At 71.0% G+C, this 22,164-nt stretch carries 20 protein-coding genes and 1 pseudogene; 8 read left to right on the top strand and 13 right to left on the bottom strand.

Annotation, left to right across the window (positions count from 1 at the left end):
- The first annotated feature begins 14 nt into the window (after positions 1-14).
- Positions 15-1,193: a protein kinase domain-containing protein gene (locus BST11_RS19140; RefSeq protein WP_142276435.1), complete on the top strand. Its 1,179-nt coding sequence runs from the start codon at positions 15-17 to the stop codon at positions 1,191-1,193.
- A gap of 88 nt (positions 1,194-1,281) precedes the next feature.
- Here the strand turns inward: BST11_RS19140 and BST11_RS19135 are convergent, their stop codons facing one another.
- From BST11_RS19135 to BST11_RS19125, 3 genes are read right to left on the bottom strand one after another with little or no spacing between them, the layout of a single operon-like run.
- Entirely contained in the window at positions 1,282-2,670 is a 1,389-nt protein-coding gene (locus BST11_RS19135) for a class II 3-deoxy-7-phosphoheptulonate synthase (protein WP_067315375.1), read from the bottom strand.
- Positions 2,671-2,704: 34 nt separating this feature from the next.
- Positions 2,705-3,208 carry a polyadenylate-specific 3'-exoribonuclease AS gene (locus BST11_RS19130; RefSeq protein ID WP_083139459.1) on the bottom strand — a complete coding sequence of 168 codons (504 nt, stop codon included), beginning with the start codon at positions 3,206-3,208 and terminating at the stop codon, positions 2,705-2,707.
- 17 nt (positions 3,209-3,225) lie between these two features.
- Positions 3,226-4,110 (bottom strand): hypothetical protein, encoded by an 885-nt coding sequence (locus BST11_RS19125; RefSeq protein ID WP_083139458.1) that lies wholly within the window; start codon positions 4,108-4,110, stop codon positions 3,226-3,228.
- 93 nt (positions 4,111-4,203) lie between these two features.
- Between BST11_RS19125 and BST11_RS19120 the strand changes: the two genes are divergently transcribed.
- A complete protein-coding gene (locus tag BST11_RS19120) occupies positions 4,204-5,493 on the top strand; it encodes a glycosyltransferase 87 family protein (RefSeq protein ID WP_083139457.1) in 1,290 nt (429 codons plus the stop codon).
- On the opposite strand, the gene BST11_RS19115 is transcribed toward BST11_RS19120, so the two are convergent.
- From BST11_RS19115 to BST11_RS19095, 5 genes are all read right to left on the bottom strand, one after another.
- Positions 5,490-6,227 carry a lysophospholipid acyltransferase family protein gene (locus tag BST11_RS19115; RefSeq protein ID WP_083139456.1) on the bottom strand — a complete coding sequence of 246 codons (738 nt, stop codon included), beginning with the start codon at positions 6,225-6,227 and terminating at the stop codon, positions 5,490-5,492. The two genes, BST11_RS19120 and BST11_RS19115, sit on opposite strands and share 4 nt — an antisense overlap.
- An 81-nt stretch (positions 6,228-6,308) precedes the next feature.
- A complete protein-coding gene (locus BST11_RS19110) occupies positions 6,309-6,707 on the bottom strand; it encodes a hypothetical protein (RefSeq protein ID WP_083139470.1) in 399 nt (132 codons plus the stop codon).
- Positions 6,704-7,987, bottom strand: a complete 1,284-nt coding sequence (locus BST11_RS19105; RefSeq protein WP_142276434.1) for an ArsA family ATPase — start codon at positions 7,985-7,987, stop codon at positions 6,704-6,706. The genes BST11_RS19110 and BST11_RS19105 overlap by 4 nt, the downstream gene beginning before the upstream one ends.
- Positions 7,984-8,418, bottom strand: a complete 435-nt coding sequence (locus tag BST11_RS19100) for an SRPBCC family protein (protein WP_067315391.1) — start codon at positions 8,416-8,418, stop codon at positions 7,984-7,986. The genes BST11_RS19105 and BST11_RS19100 overlap by 4 nt, the downstream gene beginning before the upstream one ends.
- 98 nt (positions 8,419-8,516) lie before the next feature.
- Positions 8,517-8,906: a polyketide cyclase / dehydrase and lipid transport gene (locus tag BST11_RS19095; RefSeq protein WP_083139454.1), complete on the bottom strand. Its 390-nt coding sequence runs from the start codon at positions 8,904-8,906 to the stop codon at positions 8,517-8,519.
- Positions 8,907-9,055: 149 nt separating this feature from the next.
- Here BST11_RS19095 and BST11_RS19090 point away from each other — a divergent pair, with 149 nt between their 5' ends.
- Positions 9,056-10,861, top strand: a complete 1,806-nt coding sequence (locus BST11_RS19090) for an AMP-dependent synthetase/ligase (protein WP_083139453.1) — start codon at positions 9,056-9,058, stop codon at positions 10,859-10,861.
- A gap of 11 nt (positions 10,862-10,872) precedes the next feature.
- On the opposite strand, the gene pimB is transcribed toward BST11_RS19090, so the two are convergent.
- From pimB to BST11_RS19070, 4 genes are all read right to left on the bottom strand, one after another.
- Positions 10,873-12,012, bottom strand: a complete 1,140-nt coding sequence (gene pimB, locus BST11_RS19085; protein ID WP_083139452.1) for a GDP-mannose-dependent alpha-(1-6)-phosphatidylinositol monomannoside mannosyltransferase — start codon at positions 12,010-12,012, stop codon at positions 10,873-10,875.
- A gap of 63 nt (positions 12,013-12,075) precedes the next feature.
- Complete coding sequence (locus BST11_RS19080; protein ID WP_083139469.1) at positions 12,076-12,915, bottom strand: hypothetical protein; 840 nt, start codon at positions 12,913-12,915, stop codon at positions 12,076-12,078.
- 43 nt (positions 12,916-12,958) lie between these two features.
- Positions 12,959-14,101 (bottom strand): peptidoglycan hydrolase RipC, encoded by a 1,143-nt coding sequence (gene ripC, locus BST11_RS19075; RefSeq protein ID WP_083139451.1) that lies wholly within the window; start codon positions 14,099-14,101, stop codon positions 12,959-12,961.
- A 215-nt stretch (positions 14,102-14,316) separates the two neighbouring features.
- Positions 14,317-14,565 carry a hypothetical protein gene (locus BST11_RS19070; RefSeq protein WP_083139450.1) on the bottom strand — a complete coding sequence of 83 codons (249 nt, stop codon included), beginning with the start codon at positions 14,563-14,565 and terminating at the stop codon, positions 14,317-14,319.
- Between the two features lie 144 nt (positions 14,566-14,709).
- On the opposite strand from BST11_RS19070, the pseudogene BST11_RS19065 reads away from it, so the two are divergent.
- Positions 14,710-16,572, top strand: a pseudogene (locus BST11_RS19065) (DEDD exonuclease domain-containing protein); the annotation flags it as partial.
- Here the strand turns inward: BST11_RS19065 and trpD are convergent.
- A complete protein-coding gene (gene trpD, locus BST11_RS28185; RefSeq protein WP_158086803.1) occupies positions 16,510-17,589 on the bottom strand; it encodes an anthranilate phosphoribosyltransferase in 1,080 nt (359 codons plus the stop codon). The pseudogene BST11_RS19065 and the gene trpD sit on opposite strands and share 63 nt — an antisense overlap.
- Positions 17,590-17,747: 158 nt before the next feature.
- Between trpD and ctaE the strand changes: the two genes are divergently transcribed.
- The 4 genes from ctaE to qcrB are packed head-to-tail and all read left to right on the top strand — an operon-like array spanning position 17,748 to position 22,121.
- Positions 17,748-18,359: an aa3-type cytochrome oxidase subunit III gene (gene ctaE / locus BST11_RS19055; RefSeq protein WP_067315419.1), complete on the top strand. Its 612-nt coding sequence runs from the start codon at positions 17,748-17,750 to the stop codon at positions 18,357-18,359.
- Between the two features lie 35 nt (positions 18,360-18,394).
- The gene (gene qcrC / locus BST11_RS19050) at positions 18,395-19,243 is read left to right on the top strand and encodes a cytochrome bc1 complex diheme cytochrome c subunit (RefSeq protein ID WP_372509720.1); all 849 of its coding nucleotides are present in this window, start codon (positions 18,395-18,397) and stop codon (positions 19,241-19,243) included.
- A complete protein-coding gene (gene qcrA, locus BST11_RS19045; protein ID WP_083139446.1) occupies positions 19,240-20,466 on the top strand; it encodes a cytochrome bc1 complex Rieske iron-sulfur subunit in 1,227 nt (408 codons plus the stop codon). The genes qcrC and qcrA overlap by 4 nt, the downstream gene beginning before the upstream one ends.
- Positions 20,463-22,121 carry a cytochrome bc1 complex cytochrome b subunit gene (gene qcrB, locus BST11_RS19040; protein WP_083139445.1) on the top strand — a complete coding sequence of 553 codons (1,659 nt, stop codon included), beginning with the start codon at positions 20,463-20,465 and terminating at the stop codon, positions 22,119-22,121. Before qcrA ends, qcrB begins: the two co-directional genes overlap by 4 nt.
- Positions 22,122-22,164 lie beyond the last annotated feature (43 nt).

Below are 22,164 nucleotides of genomic sequence, written 5' to 3'. Positions count from 1 at the left end.
CCTACGATGGCCCCGTGGCCGGAACCGGGACGGGTGACCCCCTCGAGGGCGCGTTGCTGGACGGCCGCTACCGCGTCGAGTCCAGGATCGCCAGCGGCGGCACCTCGACGGTGTACCGCGGCCTCGACGTCCGCCTCGACCGCCCGGTCGCGGTGAAGGTCATGGACTCGCGCTACTCCGGCGACGACCAGTTCCTGACCCGCTTCCAGCTCGAGGCCCGCACCGTCGCGCGGCTGAAAAACCCGGGGCTGGTCGCGGTGTACGACCAGGGCCTGGACGCCCGGCACCCGTTCCTGGTGATGGAGCTCATCGAGGGCGGGACCCTGCGCGAGCTGCTGGCCGAACGCGGCCCGATGCCGCCGCACGCCGCGGCGGCGGTGCTGCGGCCGGTGCTGGGCGGCCTGGGCGCCGCGCACCGGGCGGGGCTGGTGCATCGGGACGTCAAGCCCGAGAACGTCCTGATCTCCGACGACGGCGACGTGAAGATCGCCGACTTCGGGCTGGTCCGCGCCGTCGCGGCCGCCAAGATCACCTCCACCAGCGTCATTCTGGGCACCGCGGCCTACCTGTCGCCCGAGCAGGTGCGCGACGGCAACGCCGGCCCGCGCAGCGATGTCTACTCCGCCGGCGTCCTCACCTACGAGCTGCTCACCGGGCGGACGCCGTTCAGCGGCGACTCGGCGTTGTCGATCGCCTACCGCCGGCTGGACGCCGACGTGCCGCCGGCCAGCGCGGCGATCGACGGTGTCCCAACGCAATTCGACGAGCTGATCCAGCGCGCGACCGCGCGCGACCCGGCCGAGCGATACGCCGACGCGATGGAGATGGGCGCCGACCTGGAGGCGATCGCCGCGGAGCTCGCCCTGCCGGACTTCCGGGTGCCCGCGCCGCGCAACTCCGCCCAGCACCGCTCGGCGGCGCTGCACCACAGCCGGATGAGCCAGCGCCCGCCGGCCGCGCACCAGCCGGTGCGCCACCCCACCCGTCAGCTGACCCGCGGGCCCGAGCCGGGCGAGGGCGAATACCGGGCGGTGGCAGGGCAATTCGCGGGAATCCCGTTGAGCGACTTCGTCTGGGCCCGCCAGCGCGCCCGGCGGATGGTGCTGGTGTGGGTGGCCGTCGTGCTGGCGCTCACCGGTCTCGTCGCGGCTGTCGGGTGGACGATCGGCAGCAACCTCAGCGGGCTGCTGTAGCTCGTCGGCCCGCGAGCGCGCCCAAATGCACGGCCGCGGCGGCGTGTCGCCGTGCAACACGCGCGCTCGGCCCGAAAAGTGAAGGTGGCTAGTCGCGCAGCATCTCGGCGACCAGGAACGCCAACTCCAGCGACTGCTGGGTGTTCAGCCGCGGGTCACAGGCCGTCTCGTAGCGTCCGGCCAGGTCCAGGTCCGAAATGTCTTGCGCCCCACCGAGACACTCGGTGACGTTCTCGCCGGTGATCTCGACGTGGATGCCGCCGGGGTGGGTGCCCAGCGCGCGGTGTACCTCGAAGAACCCCTGCACCTCGTCGACGACGCGGTCGAAGTGGCGGGTCTTGTAGCCGTTGGACGACTCGTGGGTGTTGCCGTGCATCGGGTCGCACTGCCAGATCACCTGATGCCCGGTGGCCTGGACCTTCTCCACGATCGGCGGCAGCAGGTCGCGCACCTTGTTGTTGCCCAGCCGGCTCACCAGCGTCAGCCGCCCGGGCTTGTTGTGCGGGTCGAGCCGCTCCACGTACTCGACGGCCAGCTCCGGGGTCATCGTCGGGCCGATCTTCACCCCGATCGGGTTGGCGATCACCTCGGCGAACGCGACGTGCGCCCCGTCGAGCTGGCGGGTGCGCTCGCCGATCCACACGGTGTGCGCCGAAAGGTCGTACAGCTGCGGCTCCCCGCCCTCGACGTCGGACAGGCGCAACATCGCCCGCTCGTAGTCGAGCACCAGTGCCTCGTGGCTGGCGTAGATCTCGGCGGTCTGCAGGTTGCGGTCGGCCACCCCGCAGGCGCTCATGAACCGCAGGCCCCGGTCGATCTCGGTGGCCAGCGCCTCGTACCGCGCGCCGGCCGGCGACGTCCGGACGAATTCCCGGTTCCAGTCGTGGACCAGGTGCAGCGACGCCAGCCCTGACGAGGTCAGCGCCCGCACCAGGTTCATCGCGGCGCTGGCGTTGGCGTAGGCACGCACCAGCCGCGACGGGTCGTGCTCGCGCGCCGCGGCGTCGGGCGCGAAGCCGTTGATCATGTCGCCTCGGTAGGACCGCAGCCCCAGCGCGTCGATGTCGGCCGAGCGCGGCTTGGCGTACTGCCCGGCGATGCGGGCCACCTTGACCACCGGCATGCTCGAGCCGTAGGTCAGCACGACGGCCATCTGCAGCAGGGTGCGGATGTTGCCGCGGATGTGCGGCTCGGTGTTGTCGACAAACGTCTCCGCGCAGTCCCCGCCCTGCAACAGGAAGGCCTCGCCCCGCGCGACCTGGGCCAGCTGTTCCTGCAGCCGGACGATCTCCGACGGCACCGTCACCGGCGGCACGCTCTCGAGCACCGTGCGCATCGCCGCGGCCTGGTCGGCGGGCCAGCTGGGCTGCTGGGCGGCCGGCTTGGCGAGCGCCGCGTCCAGCCGCGCGCGCAGGTCGGGCGACAGCGGCGGCAGCGGCGGCAGCTGGTCGATCGGGATGTCGACGGTCCAGTTCATCGGTCTATGGTAACCGGGGCGCAGGGGTGGTTGATCAGGGCGAACGCCGCTTCGCCGCCTCACCCGACGTGATCAGCCGGAACCGGTGCAGCTGATCGCGGGCGTCGACCAGGGCGTCGTGGGCCTCCCGCGACCGGGGCGGCATCCGGGGCGACCCCCGCTCCTCCCACAACTGCCGCAATTCCCTGGTGAAGCGGGGTATCGCCGGCGGCAGGGCCGGCATCGCGCCCCACAGCTGGCACAGGGCCACGTGGTCGTAGGCCCCCACCCAGGCCCACAGCTCTATCGGCTCGTTCGTCTCGACCCCGAAGAACTCCTCCAGGTCGGCGCGGATCCGCGCGCGCGAGCGCCACAGCTGCGACGACGGGGGCGGCAGCTTGGGCAGCACGTGGGCGCGCACCCAGCTGCCGGCACGCTCGGGGTCGAATTCGGTGGACACCGCGTAGTACTCGCGGCCGTCCTCGGCGACGACCCCGATCGAGACGAGTTCGATGGTGCGGCCGTCCTCGATGAATTCGGTGTCGTAGAAGTACCGCACCCGGCCAATCAACCCGTCTACTTGCCGATCAGGATGGGCCCCGTCGGCGCCGGCGCCGCGTGCACGTCATGGTCGAGCCGGGCGTCGACGGTGCGCGAGTCGGGCAGGCGCGGGGTGCCCGCGATCGCGCACTGCACCCACAGCTTGGCGCGCACCACCGGGCGGCGCAGCCTGCGTTCGCGCTGCAGCGCGCGGCGCATCTTGTCGGGCTGGCCGGTGTAGCGCCACCGGGCCCACGGCGCGTGCGGACGCGACAGCCGGATCGCGCCGACCACCAGCAGGACGACCACGAACAGCCCCAGCAAACCGGTCCACACCTTGCCCTTGAGCACCACGATCACCGCCAGCGGCAGGGCCAGCACCAGCACACCACCCACCCCGGCGCGCAGCGCCACCGAATCGGCGCCGTGCCAGATCGGCAGGAAGAACATCAGCGGGTGCAGGCCCAGGATCAACAGCCCGGCGACGGCCACCGCGGCGAAGACCGCGTCCACCGAGGTCCGGCCGTCCTCGGACCAATAGACGTCGGACAGGTGCAGGATCAACGCGTACTCGTCGAGCACCAGCGCCGCGCCGATACCGAAAAGCGTTGCCGCCAAAATGAATTCGGGCTCATGCCCGTCCACGGACAGGGTCACCAGGGTCAGCCCCGACACCAGCACCAGCAACACCCCGAACGTCACATGGTGGATGTGCACCCCGCCGACGTGGACGTTGCGCGGCTGCCACCACCGCGCCGGGGCCCCCGCCTCGGCGCGGTGCCGGATCACGCGCACGAAGGCGCGGGTGACGAAAAAGGTGAGGATGAACGCGACCAGGCAGCACAGCAGGGGCAGCCGCCCGCCTTCGTGGATGTCATGCGCGTACCAGTGCGAAACCCCGTACACGAACCAGTGGAACACCCTTGAAAACCTACGCCTGCGCGCCGCCGCAACGCGGGAGCCGCGCTCGCGACACGAGGCCGAAGCCGCCCACCGATTACGCTGTTCTGCGAAATGAGTAGATGGCGGGCGCCCGGCGTGGGCTTCTCAAGCAAACGTGGCCCCGGGCGGGCGGTGCTGTGGTGCCTGCTCTGGCTGCTGGCGGCGGCGGCGATGTATTACGTGGCCGGGCAGCTGTTCGGGCACACGCCGTACCGCATCGACATCGACATCTACCAGCTGGGCGGTCAGGCCTGGCTGGACGGGCGGCCGCTTTATCGGGGGAACGTGTTGTTCCACACGCCCATCGGGCTGGACCTGCCGTTCACCTATCCCCCGCTGGCGGCCATCGTGTTCTGCCCGTTCTCCTGGTTGCACATGCCGGCCGCCAGCGTCGCGATCACGGCGGTGACCCTGCTGCTGCTGATCGTCTCGACGGCGATCGTGCTGACCGGCCTGGACGTGTGGGGCACCTCGGCCGCGGTGCCCGGCCCGGCCTGGCTGCGCCGGCTGTGGCTGGCGGTGCTCATCGCGGCGGCCGCGACGCTGTGGATGGAACCGATCGTGTCGAATTTCGCGTTCGGCCAGATCAACGTCGTGCTGATGACCTTGGTGCTCGCCGACTGCGTGCCGCGGCGGTTGCCGTGGCCGCGGGGGGTGCTGCTGGGCCTCGGGATGGCCCTCAAGCTCACCCCGGCGGTGTTCCTGCTCTACTTCCTGCTGCGCCGCGACAACCGCGCGGCCCTGACCGCGCTGGCGTCGTTCGCGGCGGCGACCCTGCTGGGCTTCGCGCTGGCGTTCGGCGACTCGTGGGAGTACTGGACCCACACCGTGCATCACACCGACCGCATCGGCGAGGCCGCGCTGAACACCGACCAGAACATCGCGGGCACCCTGGCCCGGCTCGGGCTGGGCGAGCACGCACGCTTCGGCCTGTGGGTCGTCGCCTGCCTCCTGGTGCTGGCGTCGACGGTCTGGGCGATGCGGCGGGTGCTGCGCGCCGGCGAGCCCATCCTCGCGGTGATCTGCGTGGCCCTGTTCGGGTTGGTCGTCTCGCCGGTGTCCTGGTCGCACCACTGGGTGTGGGTGCTGCCGACGGTCCTGGTGACCGCGGTGCTCGCCTGGCGGCGGCGCAACCCCGCGCTGGCCGCGCTCAGCGCCGCGGGGGTCGCGCTGATGCGGTGGTCGCCGATCGACCTGCTGCCCAAGCATCACGAGACGACGGCGAACCTGTGGCACCAGCTGGTGGGGGCGTCCTATGTGTGGTGGGCGTTGGCGGTCATCGCCGTGGCCGGCTGGACCGTCACCGCGCGGGCGGGCTCACCGCGTTCGGTGACGCCGGTACCGGCTCCGGTGCGGGCCTAGCCGACGGCCGTCTCGGGGATGCGGGCGGCCTCACCGCTCGATTGGTCGGCCTCGGGCGCGGCGCCGCGTTCCTTGACGCTGGCGGCGTAGATGTCGACGTACTCCTGGCCGGAGAGGCCCATCAACTCGTAGATCACCTCGTCGGTGACGGCGCGCTCGATGAACCGGTTGCCGGCCAGCCCCTCGAACCGGGAGAAGTCCATCGGCTCGCCGAACCGGACGGTGACGCGCCCGAAGCGCAGCATCGTCGTGCCCGGCGGGTTGACCACGTTGGTGCCGATCATCGCCACCGGAATCACCGGGACCCCGGTCTGCAACGCCAGCCGGGCCAGGCCGGTCTTGCCCTTGTACAGCCGGCCGTCGGGCGAGCGGGTGCCCTCGGGGTACATGCCCAGCAGCTTGCCCTGGCCCAGCACCTGCTCGGCGGTGGTGAGCGCGGCCTGCGCGGCGTCGGCGTCGGTGCGGTCGATCGGCACCTGGCCGACGGCGGTGAAGAACCACCGGCTGAACCAGCCCTTCAGCCCGGTGCCGGTGAAGTACTCCGACTTCGCGAGAAAGGTGATCCGCCGCCGCACCACCAGCGGCAGAAAGAAGCTGTCCATGACCGCCAGGTGGTTACTGGCCAGGATCGCCGGCCCCGAAGTCGGAACATGTTCCAGGCCTTCGACTTTCGGCCGACCGAGCAGTGAGAGCAGCGGGCCCAGCAGGATGTACTTGAATAGCCAGTACCACATGGCCCTCCCTCTCGCCCGCCCCGGTGTTCTGCGCCAACTGTACCGACCCACAGGGCAACCGACCACCTTCGTCCCCGCGGGTCACTCCTCGACGGTGACCGGGATGGGCTGGTAACGCGTCTTCGCGGCGCCCTCCCCGGCGCCCCCGTCCGCGGGGGCCCCGCCGCCCGGGGGACCGTCCGGCGGTTGCGGCGAGCCGTCGGGGCCACCGGCGTCGCTGACTTCTGTGATGATGCCGCGGATCACCTCGAGCAGGGCGACGCTGTGGTCGGCGACCACGGTGAGCAACGGGTGCTGGTCGCCGGTGGCCAGCGCGGCCAGCGCGCACACCGGGCACCACACCTGCTGGCACTTGCCGGCTCCCGCACCGGCCCCCGCCGCCAGCGCGGCCGCCGTTCGCACCGCCGGGTCGATGCCGTCCAGGATGGCCTGGGCGAGCCGGCGCAGCTCGGGACCGATGTCGGGATGAGCCCCACTCACTTCGGCCACACCTCCGGATCCGGTCGAAAGCGCACGGTCAGCTCGCTACCCCGCAGATGCGCATCGAGCACCGTGCAGCGCCGCAGCACCGACGCCAACTTGACCCTGCGCCGCAGTCCCCCGGCGCTGATGATCAGGTCGTCGTCGACTCGGCCCAATGACAGTCCTCGGGGATCGAGCTGGGGCAACGTTAGCCGCATCCGGTATATCGACCCAAGCCCCGACCCGGATTCCAGGTCGACGACCGGGCGCAACGGGCCCGGCGGCGGTGCCCCGCCGCGCCGGCGGGCGCTGTCGACCAGTCCCGCCAGCGCCTTGGGGCCGATCGGTTCGCCGGACAGGTGCGGGGTCAGCACCAGCGCCACGTCACCGATGGCGGCGTCGAGTTCCTCGAGCACGACGCGTTGTTCGGCGATGCGTTCGGCGTACCAGTAGAACGCCGGGTGCTCGGGCAGGTTGCGGTACTCGTAGGACTCGTCTTCGGTGAGCACCTGGTTGACGATCAGCTCCTCGACCCGCACGCCCATCAGCGCCAGCGAACCGAGCGTGCGCACCGCCTCGGCGGCCACCACCCGCTCGGGCGTCAGCACCAGGTGCGCGGTGACCAGCTCGCCGTCCGTCAGCAGCGCGTTGAGCCCGTCGACGCTGGCGCTGATGCGCTCCAGCAGCTCCACCACCGCGGCCGAGCGGGAGTCGTCGGCGGCGATGGACAGCCGCCGATGGCGCGGCCACGCCCGCTCCACGTAGAGCCCGAAGGTGGCGGGCAGAGTCAACATGCGCAACGCGTCCGCGGTCGAGGCGCAGTCGACGACGACGCGATCCCATCGCCCGGAGGCGGCGAGCTCGCCGACGGCGTGCAGGCCCAGCACTTCCTGAACACCCGGCAGCGCCGAAAGCTCTTCGGGCGCAATGGTGCTCAGCTCCGAGTCGGCGAACCGCCGATCCAATGTGTCGACCACGCCGCGCCAGCGGGCCTCGAGCAGGGCCAGCGTGTCCAGCGCCAGGGCGTCGAGGAGGCCGCCACCGGCGTCGGCGGCATCGGTTTCGAGGTCGGCGAGCACCCGCACCGCCTCGCCGCGGCCGCTCGGCGGGACCGGCACGCCGAGCACGTCGCCCAGCGAGTGCGCCTGGTCGGTGGACACCACCAGCACCCGTCGCCCCGCGCTCGCGTCGCACACGGCGGTGGCGGACGCCAGGGTGGACTTTCCTACCCCGCCCTTGCCGACGAACAGACTGATCCGGGCCGGGGCGGGCGCCCGGAATTCATTGGTCTCACTCAGCCCTCGACTCGTTTCTTCAGATCCTTCAAGGCGGTGTCGGTCAGCCTGCGCTCGGCCTTGCGCTTGAGCAACCCGATCATCGGGACGGCAAGGTCGACGGAGAGTTCATAGGTGACATCGGTGCCGGATCCCTTGGGCGTCAAGCGATATGACCCCTCCAGCGAGCGCAGCAGCGAGCTGGAGACCAGGGTCCAGCTCAGCGACTGACGATCCTTCGGCCACTGGTAGGACATGACCATGGTGTCCTTGATGACGCCGGCGTCCATCACGAACCGCACGACCTTCGGATAGCCGTCGGCGCCGCGCTCCTGCACCTCGGCTTCCTTGTACTCCGAGATCCACTCCGGGTAGGAATCGATGTCGGCGATGACATCGAGCACCGTGCCGGGATCGGCTTCGATGTGGATGGTCTGCGTCGTCTTCTCCGCCACCTGGCTGCTGCCCTCTCTCCCGCGGGCGGGTAAGGCCCCACGATGTCTCCGCGATCGCGCGCCGAAACGGTACTCCTACCGCCATACCTCGATCGAAGTCAAACTACCGGAGAAACGCCGACCGGACGCGAGCGTTCCACCGTCCTTTTGACCTCGAAGGCCATTTTCTTTCCCGCCACCCGACGGCGGTGTGTCATCTTCGCCAGATTGAGCTTTGCCAGCTGCCAGGCCGCCACCCCACTGGGTTCGGCGTGCAGGAAGTAATGCAGCACCACCCCGTCCAGCGACGGCTCCAGCCAGACCTCCATGGTGCCGGTCAGCGCGCCGGTCACCGCCCACCGGATGCCCTTTTCGCCGCGGTCCTCGACGACCTGCAGCCGCAGGTCCGGCCACCACCGACGCCAACACGACGCATCGCCGAGGACGGCACCCACCCGCGCGCCGTCGGCCGCGACAAACGTCTGGTCGGCGATCTGGATGCTGTTCATCGCCCCAGCTTCACACACCGATCCGGATTGCCACTATGCGGCCACCCCCGGCCCGGCGTGCTCCCGGAATCCGCGGATTAGGCTGGGCGGCAGCAAACCGGCCCGAACCGGGTCGCGCAACGTCACTACTTTCAATCGAGGTCATCACAGTGCGTGAGTACAGTGTCCCCGCCCGCTTCACCGTCGGCGAGCACGAAAACATCGCGACCATGGTGTTCGAGCACGAGCGCAACGACCCGGGCTTCGTCATCTTCCGGCGGCTGGTCGACGGCGTGTGGACCGATGTCACCTGCGCCGAGGCGGCCACGCAGGTGCGCTCCGCGGCGCTGGGCCTGATCTCGCTGGGCGTGCAGGCCGGGGACCGGGTGTCCATCTTCTCGGCCACCCGCTACGAGTGGGCGATCCTGGACCTGGCGATCCTTTCCGTCGGCGCGGTGACCGTGCCGATCTACGAGACGTCGTCGGCCGAACAGGTGCGGTGGGTGCTGCAGGACTCCGAGGCCGTGCTGGCCTTCGCCGAGACCGACGCGCACGCCGCGACGGTCACCGAGCTCACCACCGAGCTGCCCGCCCTGCGCCGGGTGCTGCACATCGACGGCGCGGGCCCCAAGGCGCTGGACCAGCTCGCCGAGGCGGCCGCCGACGTCGAGCCGGCCGAGCTGACCGCCCGCCTCGAGGCGCTGCGCGCCGACGATCCCGCGACGCTGATCTACACCTCGGGCACCACCGGGCGTCCCAAGGGCTGCCAACTCACCCATTCCAACCTGCTCTACGAGAGCCGAGGCGCCAAGGAGGCCCTGCCGACGCTGCTCGACGAGGGGCAGCGGCTGCTGGTCTTCCTGCCGCTGGCCCACGTGCTGGCCCGGTCGCTGACCCTGTCCGCGTTCGCCAACAAGGTGACGGTCGGGTTCACCAGCGACATCAAGAACCTGTTGCCGATGCTGGCGGTGTTCAAGCCGACGGTGGTGGTGTCGGTGCCGCGGGTGTTCGAGAAGGTGTACAACACCGCCGAGCAGAACGCCGCCAACGACGGCAAAGGCCGGATCTTCGCGATGGCGGTGCAGACGGCCGTCGACTGGAGCCAGGCCCACGACCACGGCCGCCGGCCCGGGCTGCTGCTGCGCGCCCGGCACGCGTTGTTCGACCGGCTGGTCTACCACAAGCTGCGCGCGGCGCTGGGCGGCGAGTGTCACGCGTCCGTCTCCGGTGGCGCGCCGCTGGGGGCGCGGCTGGGCCACTTCTACCGTGGCGTGGGCCTGACCATCCACGAGGGCTACGGCCTGACCGAAACCAGCTCGGCCATCACGGTCAACCAGGTCGGCAACGTCAAGATCGGGACCGTCGGAACGTTGCTGCCCGGCAACAGCATGCGCATCGCCGCCGACGGTGAGCTGTTGGTGCGCGGCGGCGTGGTGTTCGGCGGGTACTGGCGCAACGAGCAGGCGACCGCCGACGCGTTCACCGACGGCTGGTTCAAGACCGGCGACCTGGGCGCGCTCGACGAGGACGGCTTCTTGACGATCACCGGCCGCAAGAAGGAGATCATCGTCACCGCCGGCGGCAAGAACGTCGCGCCCGCGGTGCTCGAGGACCAGCTGCGGGCGCACCCGCTGATCAGTCAGGCCATGGTGGTGGGTGACGCCAAGCCGTTCATCGGCGCGCTGATCACCATCGACCCCGAGGCGGTCGACGCCTGGAAGGAGCGCAACCGCAAGCCCGCCGAGGCGTCGGTCGCCGATCTGGCCACCGACCCCGACCTGTTCGCCGAGGTGGACGCGGCGGTGAAAAACGCGAATCTGGCTGTGTCGCATGCCGAGTCGATCCGCAAGTTCTGCATCCTGCCCGTCGACTTCACCGAGGACACCGGCGAGCTGACGCCGACGATGAAGGTCAAGCGCAACGTGGTGGCCGAGAAGTTCGCGTCCGACATCGAGGCGATCTACGCCAAGGACTGAGCGCGGGCCCACTAACCCAGCAGGTCGGCCAGGCGGGCGGCCAGCGCGTCCCAGCGCCACTGCGACGTCACCCACGCGCGCCCGGCCGCGCCCATCGCGGCCGCGCGGTCGCGATCGGCCAGCAACGCGGTGACGGCGTCGGCGACCTTGTCCACCGAGCGGCCGTCGACCAGCAGCCCGGTCTCGTTGTGCCGCACCGTTTCCGGGGCCCCGCCGGACAGGCCGGCGATCACCGGCACGCCCGTCGCCGAGGCCTCCAGGAACACGATGCCCAGGCCCTCGACGTCCATGCCGGCGCCGCGGGTGCGACAGGGCATCGCGAACACGTCGGCCAGCGCGTGATGGGTGGGCAGTTCGGCGGCGGGCACGCCGCCGGTGAACCTCACGTGCTCGGCCACCCCGCACTCGTCGGCCAGCTTGCGCAGCGCACCCAGGTGGGGCCCCCCGCCGACGACGACCAGCACGGCCCCGTCGACCCGCCGCCGGATCGACGGCAGCGCGCGGATCAACGTGTCCTGGCCCTTGCGCGGCACCAGCCGCGACACGCACACCACGGTCGGTCGCTCGCCGAGCCGGTAGCGCGCCCGTAGCTCCGCCCGGGCGGCAGGGTCGGGCCGGAACCGGTCGGTGTCCACGCCGGGCGGCAGGTACTCCATCCGCGCCGCGCGGCCGAAGGCGGACGCGAAGCGCGACCGCGTGTAGTGGCTCACGAACGTCACGACGTCGGTGTGCTCGCCGATGCGACGCAGCACCGACCGCGCGACCGGCAGCATCGACCAGCCCACCTCGTGGCCGTGCGTGCTGGCGAGCACCCGGGTCGTCCCGGCCCGCCGCGCGCGGGGGGCCAGCAGTGCCAGCGGCGCGGCCGCGCCGAACCAGACGGTGTCGATGCCGTGCTCACCGATCAGCCGGCGCATCCGGGCGTCGACCGCCGGGCCGGGCAGCATCAGGGTGCCCGGATGGCGCACCACCCGATAGCCGGCGCCCCGGGCGGACTCGTCATAGGCGTCGGCGCCCTTCCATTGCGGCGCGTACACCGTCACCGCATGCGACCCGGCGGCGGCCAGCCGGCCCACGAACTCGCCGAGGTAGGACTGGATGCCGCCCGGGCGGGGCGGAAAGTCGTTGGTTACCAGCAGGACCCGGCTCACTGACGACAGGCTAGCCTGGCGACGGTGCAGACCGTGTCCACGGTCTGAGGAGAAGCCCGGCAATCAAGCCGCGCCGGCCGGCCACTGATGCCAGCGCACGAGCAGCCCCGCCGTGTCGACGCCGAGGACGTCGTGGACGGCGGTGGGCACATCGACGTGGCTGACGCCGCACGCGGCCACGTACAGGTCGCGCAGCTTGGGCGGGCCGTAGGTGTCGGCGACGAAGCGGGCGAACCACCAGGCGCGGTCGTAGGCCGCCGAGCGCTGCGGACCCGGCGCGTCCAGATCGCCGTCGGCGGGCATGGTCAGCGGCACCGGCAGCGCGTCTCGGGGCACCGGGGTGGGCGGCCGGGCGACGAAGTCGGCCACCCCTTCGGTGAGCCAGCGGGGCGCATCCGATGCGGTGGCGGGGCGGGCGGCGTAATGAAAAAGCTCGTGGGTCAACACAATTCGCAGCGCGGGCTCGTTCATGTTGGCCGCGCCGGGCGCGAACACGATCCGCTGGCCCAGCGCGACCCGGCGGGTGGGATCGACGCGGTCGGCGACGGTCACGGCGGCGATGTCGGCCCACTGCGACGCCGGTCCCCCGCCGGCGGCGGCGCGGAACTGTTCGTTCGAGCCGGCCGCGAGCACCGAGACGTCGCGTGGCCAGTCGGCGCCCCAGAACGCCTCCACCGCGCGGATCGCGGACCCCATGTTGGACGCCACCCGCGACAGCAGCCGGTCGCTCGGGAGGCCGCCGGGGCCCCAGAGCCGGACGGTGCGGTCGCCGACGACCAGCGACTTCGAGGCGGCGCCGACGTGACCGCGGGCGGGGGTGACCAGCTGTGCGTGCCGGGAACGGCTGTCGCCGGCCGCGTCGAACGGGACGGCCGCGGCGACGATCAACTCGAGCGCGAACACCCATGCCAGCAGGATCGGCAGCCGCCGACGCCAGCCGGGACGGTCAGTAGCGGCGGGCGTCGTGGATCGGGCCTGCGGCATTCATCGGCACCACGCGCACCGGCTGGCCGTAGGTGGAGGAATGGATCACCATGCCGTCACCGACGTAGATGCCGCTGTGGGACGCGTCGGAATAGAAGGTGACCACGTCGCCGGGCTGCAGGTCCGACATGGCCACCGGCTGGCCGCCTTGGGACTGCGCCTGGCTGGAGTGCGGCAGCGAGATGCCGGCCTGCTGGAAAGCCCACATCACCAGCCCCGAGCAGTCGAATCCACCGGGCGCCGCACCGCCCCACACGTAGGGGGAGCCGACCTGCGTCAGCGCCGCCTGCACGACGGTTCCGCGGTTGCCGCCGCCCACGCCGCCGGGCGCGCCGGGCATGCCGAAGGGAGGCGGAGCCCCGCCCGGCGGCTGCCCGCCGGGTGGCGGCGCCCCGGGCGGTAACGCGTCCGGCGCGGGCGCGCCGGGCGCCGGGGCTCCCGCCGGAAGCTGCCCGGGATCGGCGAGCGCGGTGCGCTGCTGGGGCGTCAGGGACACGTACTGGGACTTGACGACCGCGATCTGCACCTGCAGCTGGCTCTGCTTGGACTGCAGGCTCGCGCGGACCGCGGCCGCCTGCTCGGCCGCGCTCTTGGCGTCGGCGGCGGACTTGGCGGACGCCTGCTCGGCCTTGGCGGCCTGCTCGCCCGCGATCCGGTAGTTCGACATCTGCGTGCGCATCTGGGTCGCCATCAGCCGCTGCACGGCCAGCTTGTCGATCAGACCCTGCGGCGACGACGCGGTCAGCATGGCCGCCATGCCGTCGACGCGGCCGCCCATGTACTGCGCGGCGGCCAGCTTGTTGACCGCGCCCTGGAAGGCGGCCAGGCGTGCCTTCGCCGCGTCCGCGGCGGCCTGGTCGTCGGCGTGCTTCTTCTCCGCCGCGCGCTGCACGACCAGCTTCTTGGTCAGGTCGAGCTGCGCGCTGTGCATCGCCTCGGTGGTCTGCTCGGCCTGGCGCGACAGCTGGTTCAGCTTCGCCAGGGCATCGTCGGCCGGATCGGCGCCCGAGAACCCGGCATTCGCGGCAAGGATTCCGGAGAAGATGGTGAGACCCGCTAACGTACCGACGGTCGATCGTGTAAGCACACGCGCACACGGGTACATCCGGACGAAGCTCAAAATTGGCATCCTTAAACGGCCTTGGAACGGCACCGCCGGGGCACTGCGCCGTCGAGCTAGTTTAGGTCTCAAACAGGTTACGAAATGGTCTCGGTGTTTGTCCAAAGCGGATGGTTAAGAAAATAGGAAGATTTCTGTCATTACCTTGTGAATGCTGGCGATCCCCTAAGACGGTCCAGTGGTTTTGGCGCACAAGGCAATTAGGCTACACCGGACCCTCGCTCCCGATGAATCGGCACCAGTCGCAGCCGCGGCGCCAACCCCGCGTCGGCGAGCACCTCGAGCGCCACCCGCTCGTCGTATAACAACGTCTCCGGCGCCCCGAGCAGCACGCTGACCACGCAGTCGCGGCACCCCGGCCCGCGCACCGCGCACCGGTCACAGTCGATCACCACCGGCGCGAGCGCTTCATCGACCGCACTGCCACCTGAGCTGTTGTTCCGTGCCATCTGGGCGGTCCTCTCCGTCTGTCTCCGTCTGGTCGGTCTGGCCCTCGAAAACGCCGAGTTCACCCGAACGCTAACCGCGCCCACCGACATCTCCCCCGGCGTGGCGATCCCGGGCTGTCGGTCGGCCTGCCTAACGTCACGCCCATGGGTGCCAGTGGGGCGGCGCAGCTGAGTTTCGCCGACATGGGCTGGGACCCGGCCGCCTCGCCGAGCCCCCACGTCGACGAAATCCCGTTGCGCGAAACGACGTTCGTCGTGGTCGACCTGGAGACCACCGGCGGGCGCACCAAGGGGACGGACGCAACGCCGTGCGACGCCATCACCGAGATCGGCGCGGTGAAGGTCCGCGGCGGCGTGGTGCTCGGCGAGTTCGGCACCCTCGTCGACCCGCAACGCAGCATCCCGCCCCAGATCGTTCAGCTGACCGGCATCACCACGGCGATGGTGTGCGACGCCCCGACCATCGACGCCGTGCTGCCGATGTTCCTCGAGTTCGCCGGCTTCGATGCGGGCGCCGTGCTCGTCGCGCACAACGCCGGGTTCGACGTCGGATTCCTGCGCGCCGCCGCCCGGGGCTGCGGGATCGCCTGGCCGCGGCCGCAGGTGCTGTGCACGGTCCGCCTGGCGCGGCGGGTGCTCACCCGGGAGGAAGCGCCCAGCGTGCGCCTCGCCGCGCTGGCGCGGCTGTTCGCCGTCGCCGCCCAGCCGACGCACCGCGCCCTCGACGACGCCCGCGCCACCGTCGACGTGCTGCACGCGCTCATCGAGCGGGTGGGCAACCAGGGCGTGCACACCTACGCCGACCTGCGCTCCTACCTGCCCGACGTGACCCCGGCCCAGCGCCGCAAGAGGGTGCTCGCCGAGGGATTGCCGCACCGGCCGGGGGTCTACCTGTTTCGGGGGCCGGGGGGCGAAGTGCTCTACGTCGGGACCGCCGTGGACCTGCGCCGGCGGGTGGCCCAGTACTTCACGGGCGCGGATCCGCGCGGCCGGATGAAGGAGATGGTCGCGCTCGCCGTCGCCGTCGACCACGTCGAGTGCGCGCACGCGCTGGAGGCCGGGGTGCGCGAGCTGCGGATGCTGGCCGCGCACGCCCCGCCGTACAACCGGCGGTCGAGGTTTCCGCAGCGGTGGTGGTGGCTGGCGCTCACCGACGAGGCGTTTCCGCGGCTGGCGGCGGTCCGCTCGCCGCGCCACGACCGCGCCGTCGGCCCGTTTCGGTCCCGCGCCGACGCCGCCGACACCGCCGAGCTGCTGGCCCGGTTCACCGGGCTGCGCACCTGCACCACCCGGCTGGGGCGCTCGGCCCTGCACGGGCCCGCGTGTCCCGAGGCCGAGGTCTCGCCCTGCCCCGCCCCCCGCGGCGTCACCGCCACCCAGTACGCGGGGGCCGTGGCGCGGGTCGCGGCCCTGATCGACGGGCTGGACAACGCGGCCCTGGCGGCCGCCGTGCGCCGCGTCGGCACGCTCGCCGAGCAACGTCACTTCGAGAGTGCCGCGCGGCTGCGGGACCGCACCGCCGCGGCCATCGAGATGCTGTGGCGCGGCCAGCGGCTGCGGGCGCTGGCCGCGCTGCCCGAACTGATCGCCGCCGCGCCGGACGGGCGGGGCGGCTACCACCTCGCAGTGATCCGCCACGGCGGGCTCGCCGCGGCCGGCACCGCCCGCCGCGGGGTGCCCCCCATGCCGGTGATCGACGCCATTCACGCTGGCGCACAGGCGATCCTGCCGGCGGCGGCGCCGCTCGGCGGGGCGCTGGTCGAGGAGACCGCGCTCGTCGCGCGGTGGCTGGCCGCGCCCGGGGTGCGCATCGTCCGGATCGCCGACGCCGCGGGGAACGGGTGGGCCTCCCCGCTGCGGTCGGCCGGCGCCTGGGCGGGGTGGGCGGCGCTCGCGCGTTCGGCGCGGCTGGCCTCACACCAAGGCCCGGCGCAGGTCGGCGACTCAGGCCTGCTGGCCGAACCGCACCCATCGCGCGAGCAGCTGTTCGGCCGCCCCCGAGTCGATGGCGGCGCCGGCGCGGGCCAGCCCGTCCTCCCAGGCCGGCAACCATTCAGCGCGGCTGGATAGCCCGGCGTGCGCGACGATCGCCCCGGCGGCGTTGAGCACCACCGCGTCCCGGACCGGCCCCCCGGCGCCGGACAGCACCGCGCGCGCCTCCGCCGCGTTGGCCTGCGCGTCGCCGCCCAGCAGCTCGTGCGGCTCGGCGCGGGCGAACCCGAACCCGGCCGGATCGAACGTCAGCCGGTCCACGGTGCCGGCCTGCACCCGCCAGATCGTGCTCGTGGTGGTGGTGGTCAGCTCGTCGAGCCCGTCGTCGCCGTGCACCACCAGCACGCTGGAGCGGCGCCCGGCGAACACCCCGGCCATCACCTCGGCCAGGTCGGCGAACGCGCAGCCGATCAATCCCGCCCGCGGCCTAGCCGGATTGGTAAGCGGCCCAAGGAGATTGAACACCGTCGGCACCCCGACCTCGCGGCGCATCGCCGACGCGTGCCGGTAGGACGGGTGAAACAGCGGCGCGAAGCAGAACCCGATCCCGACCTCGGCGACGCTGCGGGCGACCTGCTCGGGACCCAGGTCGATGCGCACGCCGAGGGCCTCCAGCGTGTCGGCGCCGCCGGACAGCGACGACGCCGCCCGGTTGCCGTGCTTGACCACCGGCACCCCCGCCGCCGCCGCCACGATCGACGCCATGGTGGACAGGTTGACGGTGTTGACGCCGTCGCCCCCGGTGCCGACGATGTCGACGGCGTCGTCGGGGATCGCCCCCGCGGGCAGCGCCAGGGCGTGCCCGAGCATGACGTCGGCCAGCTCGCTCACCTCGGCCGCGGTCGGGACCTTCATGGTCATCGCCACCGCGAACGCGGCGATCTGGGCCGGGCTCGCGTGGCCCGTCATGATCTGGTCCATGGCCCAGCCGGCCTGGCCCCGTGCCAGTTCCCGGCCGCCGGTCAGGTGGCCGAGGACCTCCGGCCACGACGGGGCCGACCCCGGTGGGAAGGCTTCAGACGACACGGCCACGCGCCGATGGTCCCACGAGAACCAGCCGCCCCCCAATCGCCGCTGGAGCGGGCCGCGCTCGCGCCGGTCGCGGGCCCGCCGCGGCACGCGAAACGCCGATCGCGGTTTTTTCCGACCCGGGTAGAGCTCGACAACTACAAAGCGTCATACTTGCGGATGTGACCAGCGCTGTGGGGACCTCCGGTACCGCGATCACGTCGCGAGTTCATTCGCTCAATCGGCCCAACATGGTCAGTGTCGGCACCATAGTGTGGCTCTCCAGCGAGCTCATGTTCTTTGCTGGCCTGTTCGCGATGTATTTCACCGCGCGGGCGCAGGCCGGCGGGAGTTGGCCGCCGCCGCCGACCGAGCTGAACCTGTATCAGGCCGTCCCGGTGACGCTCGTGCTGATCGCCTCGTCGTTCACGTGCCAGATGGGCGTGTTCGCCGCCGAACGCGGCGACGTGTTCGGGCTGCGCCGCTGGTACGTGATCACCTTCCTGATGGGGCTGTTCTTCATCCTCGGTCAGGCGTACGAGTACTACCACCTGATGACGCACGGGACGACGATCCCGGGCAGCGCCTACGGCACCGTGTTCTACCTGGCGACGGGCTTCCACGGCCTGCACGTCACCGGCGGCCTGATCGCCTTCATTTTCCTGCTGGCCCGCACCACGATGAGCAAGTTCACGCCGGCGCAGGCGACGGCCAGCATCGTCGTCTCCTACTACTGGCATTTCGTGGACATCGTGTGGATCGCGCTGTTCACCGTGATCTATTTCATTCGATGAAGGCCGGGGCTTTCACGAAGAACAGGAGTGCTCGGTTGAAGGGACTGGGGTCTACACGCAAACCAGGCGGTCAGCGCAGCGATCGCGCGCGGCGGCGATTGCGCCGCCGCTTGTCGGGCGGCCTGCTGCTGCTGATCGCGCTGACGATCGCCGGCGGCCTGGCGGCCGTGCTGACCCCCACCCCGCAGGTGGCCGTCGCCGACGAGTCGTCGTCGGCGCTGCTGCGCACCGGCAAGCAGCTGTTCGACACCTCCTGCGTGTCCTGCCACGGCGCGAACCTGCAGGGCGTGCCCGACCACGGGCCCAGCCTGATCGGGGTCGGCGAGGCGGCCGTCTACTTCCAGGTCTCCACCGGCCGCATGCCCGCGATGCGCGGCGAGGCGCAGGCCCCGCGCAAGGAGCCGATCTTCGACGAGTCCCAGATCGACGCGATCGGCGCCTACGTGCAGGCCAACGGCGGCGGCCCCACCGTCGTGCGCAACCCCGACGGCAGCCTCGCGATGCACTCGCTGCGCGGCGACGACCTGGGCCGCGGCGGCGACCTCTTCCGGCTCAACTGCGCGTCATGCCACAACTTCACCGGCAAGGGCGGGGCGCTGTCGTCCGGTAAGTACGCGCCCGACCTGGGCGCGGCCAACGAGCAGCAGATCCTCACCGCGATGCTGACCGGCCCGCAGAACATGCCGAAGTTCTCCGACCGGCAGCTGTCCTTCGACGCGAAGAAGGACATCATCGCCTACGTCAAGACCGTCTCCGAGGAGCGCCAGCCGGGCGGCTACGGCCTCGGCGGATTCGGACCCGCGCCCGAGGGCATGGCCATGTGGATCATCGGGATGGTGGCCGCCATCGGGCTGGCACTGTGGATTGGGGCGCGAGCATCATGAGCGACTTGTCCAACAAGAGCGACGTGCGCGGCTCGGACACCGACAAAGCTCCTGCGGGCGCCGGGGCGCCCTATGAGCCCGACGAGGCCGCGCTGGCCGCGATGTCGCAGCAGGAGCTGGTCGCCCTGGGCGGCAAGCTCGACGGCGTCGAGACCGTGTTCAAGGAGCCCCGCTGGCCGGTCGAGGGCACCAAGGCCGAGAAGCGCGCCGAGCGCTCGGTGGCCCGCTGGCTTTTGCTGGGCGGCGGATTCGGGCTGGCGCTGCTGCTGGTCTTCCTGTTCTGGCCCTGGGAGTACAAGTCCAAGGAGGAGGCGGGCGGCTTCCTCTACTCGCTGGCCACCCCGCTGTACGGCCTCACCTTCGGGATGTCCATTCTGTGCATCGCGGTGGGCGCGGTGTTGTATCAGAAAAGGTTTATCCCCGAAGAGCTTTCGATTCAGGACCGCCACGACGGCGCCTCGCGTGAGGTCGACCGCAAGACGGTGGTGGCGAACCTGTCCGACGCCTACCAGGGCTCGACGATCGGCCGGCGCAAGCTGATCGGCATGTCACTGGGGATGGGCCTGGGCGCGTTCGGGCTGGGCACCCTCGTCGCGTTTGCCGGCGGCCTGATCAAGAACCCGTGGAAGCCGGTCGTGCCTACCGCCGAGGGCATGAAGGCGGAGTTGTGGACGTCGGGCTGGACCCCGCGCTACCACGGCGAGACCATCTACCTGGCGCGGGCCACCGGCTCGCACTCGGGTGCCCCGTTCGTCAAGATGCGCCCCGAGGACATGGACGCCGGCGGCATGGAGACCGTCTTCCCGTGGCGCGAGTCCGACGGCGACGGCACCACCGCCGAATCGCACGAGAAGCTGACCGCGATCAAGATGGGCGTCCGCAACCCGGTGATGCTCATCCGCATCCGGCCCAGCGACATGCCGCGGATGGTCAAGCGCCAGGGCCAGGAGAGCTTCAACTTCGGCGAGTTCTTCGCCTACACCAAGGTCTGCTCGCACCTCGGCTGCCCGGCATCGCTGTATGAACAGCAGACCTACCGCATCCTGTGCCCGTGCCACCAGTCGCAGTTCGACGCGCTGCATTTCGCCAAGCCGATCTTCGGTCCCGCGGCGCGCGCGTTGGCGCAACTGCCGATCACCATCGACTCCAACGGGTATCTGGTCGCCAACGGCGACTTCATCGAGCCCGTCGGTCCGGCATTCTGGGAGAGGACGACGACATGAGTCCGAAACTGAGTCCCCCGAAGATCGGTGACGTCCTGGCGCGCCAGGGCGAAGACATCGACACCCGCTATCACCCGTCGGCGGCGGTGCGCAGGCAGCTCAACAAGGTCTTCCCGACCCACTGGTCGTTCCTGCTGGGCGAGATCGCGCTGTACAGCTTCATCGTGCTGCTGATCACCGGCGTGTATTTGACGCTGTTCTTCGACCCGTCCATGACCGAGGTCACCTACAACGGCGTCTACCAGCCGCTGCGCGGGGTCGAGATGTCGCGCGCCTACGAGACGGCGCTGAACATCTCCTTCGAGATCCGCGGCGGCCTGTTCGTCCGGCAGATCCACCACTGGGCCGCGCTGATGTTCTCCGCGTCGATCATGGTGCACCTGGCCCGCATCTTCTTCACCGGAGCGTTCCGGCGGCCCCGCGAGGCGAACTGGGTCATCGGGTCGCTGCTGTTGATCCTGTCGATGTTCGAGGGCTACTTCGGCTACTCGCTGCCCGACGACCTGTTGTCGGGCATCGGCCTGCGGGCCGCGCTCTCCTCGATCACGCTGGGGATGCCGGTGATCGGCACCTGGCTGCACTGGGCGCTGTTCGGCGGCGACTTCCCCGGCACCATCCTGATCCCCCGCCTGTACGCGCTGCACATTTTGCTGCTGCCGGGCATCATCCTGGCGCTCATCGGGCTGCACCTGGCGCTGGTGTGGTTCCAGAAGCACACCCAGTTCCCCGGCCCCGGCCGCACCGAGCACAACGTCATCGGCGTGCGGGTGATGCCGATCTTCGCGGTCAAGTCCGGCGCGTTCTTCGCCTCCATCGTCGGCGTGCTGGGCCTGATGGGCGGGCTGCTACAGATCAACCCGATCTGGAACCTCGGCCCCTACAAGCCATCTCAGGTCTCGGCCGGCTCGCAGCCCGACTTCTACATGATGTGGACCGAAGGCCTGGCGCGCATCTGGCCACCGTGGGAGTTCTACTTCTGGCACCACACCGTTCCGGCCGCGGTCTGGGTCGCGCTGATCATGGGGCTGGTATTCATCCTGCTGATCATCTACCCGTTCCTGGAGAAGCGGTTCTCCGGCGACTACGCGCACCACAATTTGCTGCAGCGGCCGCGCGACGTGCCGGTGCGCACCTCGGTCGGGGCCATGGCGATCGCCTTCTACATGATCCTGACCCTGGCGGCGATGAACGACATCATCGCGTTCAAGTTCCACATCTCGCTGAACGCGACGACATGGATCGGGCGCATCGGGATGGTGATCCTGCCGCCGTTCGTCTACTTCATCACCTACCGGTGGTGCATCGGGCTGCAGCGCAGCGACCGCGAGGTGCTCGAGCACGGCGTCGAGACCGGCATCATCAAGCGGCTGCCGCACGGCGCCTACATCGAGCTGCATCAGCCGCTGGGGCCCGTCGACGACCACGGTCACCCGATCCCGCTCGAGTACCAGGGCGCGGCCATTCCCAAGCGGATGAACAAGCTGGGATCGGCGGGCGCGCCGGGCGCGGGCAGCTTCCTGACCGCCGACCCGCCGTCCGAGGACGCCGCGCTGCGCGAGGCGGCGCACTCCTCCGAGCGACGCGCGCTGGCCGCGCTGCGCGAACACCAGGAGACCGGCGTCGGCTCGCCCAACGGAGAGCACGCCGAGCACTAGGCGGCCCTCGAGGCCGCGCACGCATCGCCCGGCGAAAGCGACC

The sequence above is a fragment of the Mycobacterium alsense genome (genome assembly GCF_002086635.1).
Lineage (GTDB): Bacteria > Actinomycetota > Actinomycetes > Mycobacteriales > Mycobacteriaceae > Mycobacterium > Mycobacterium alsense.
This window is presented reverse-complemented; position numbering and strand designations above follow the sequence as displayed.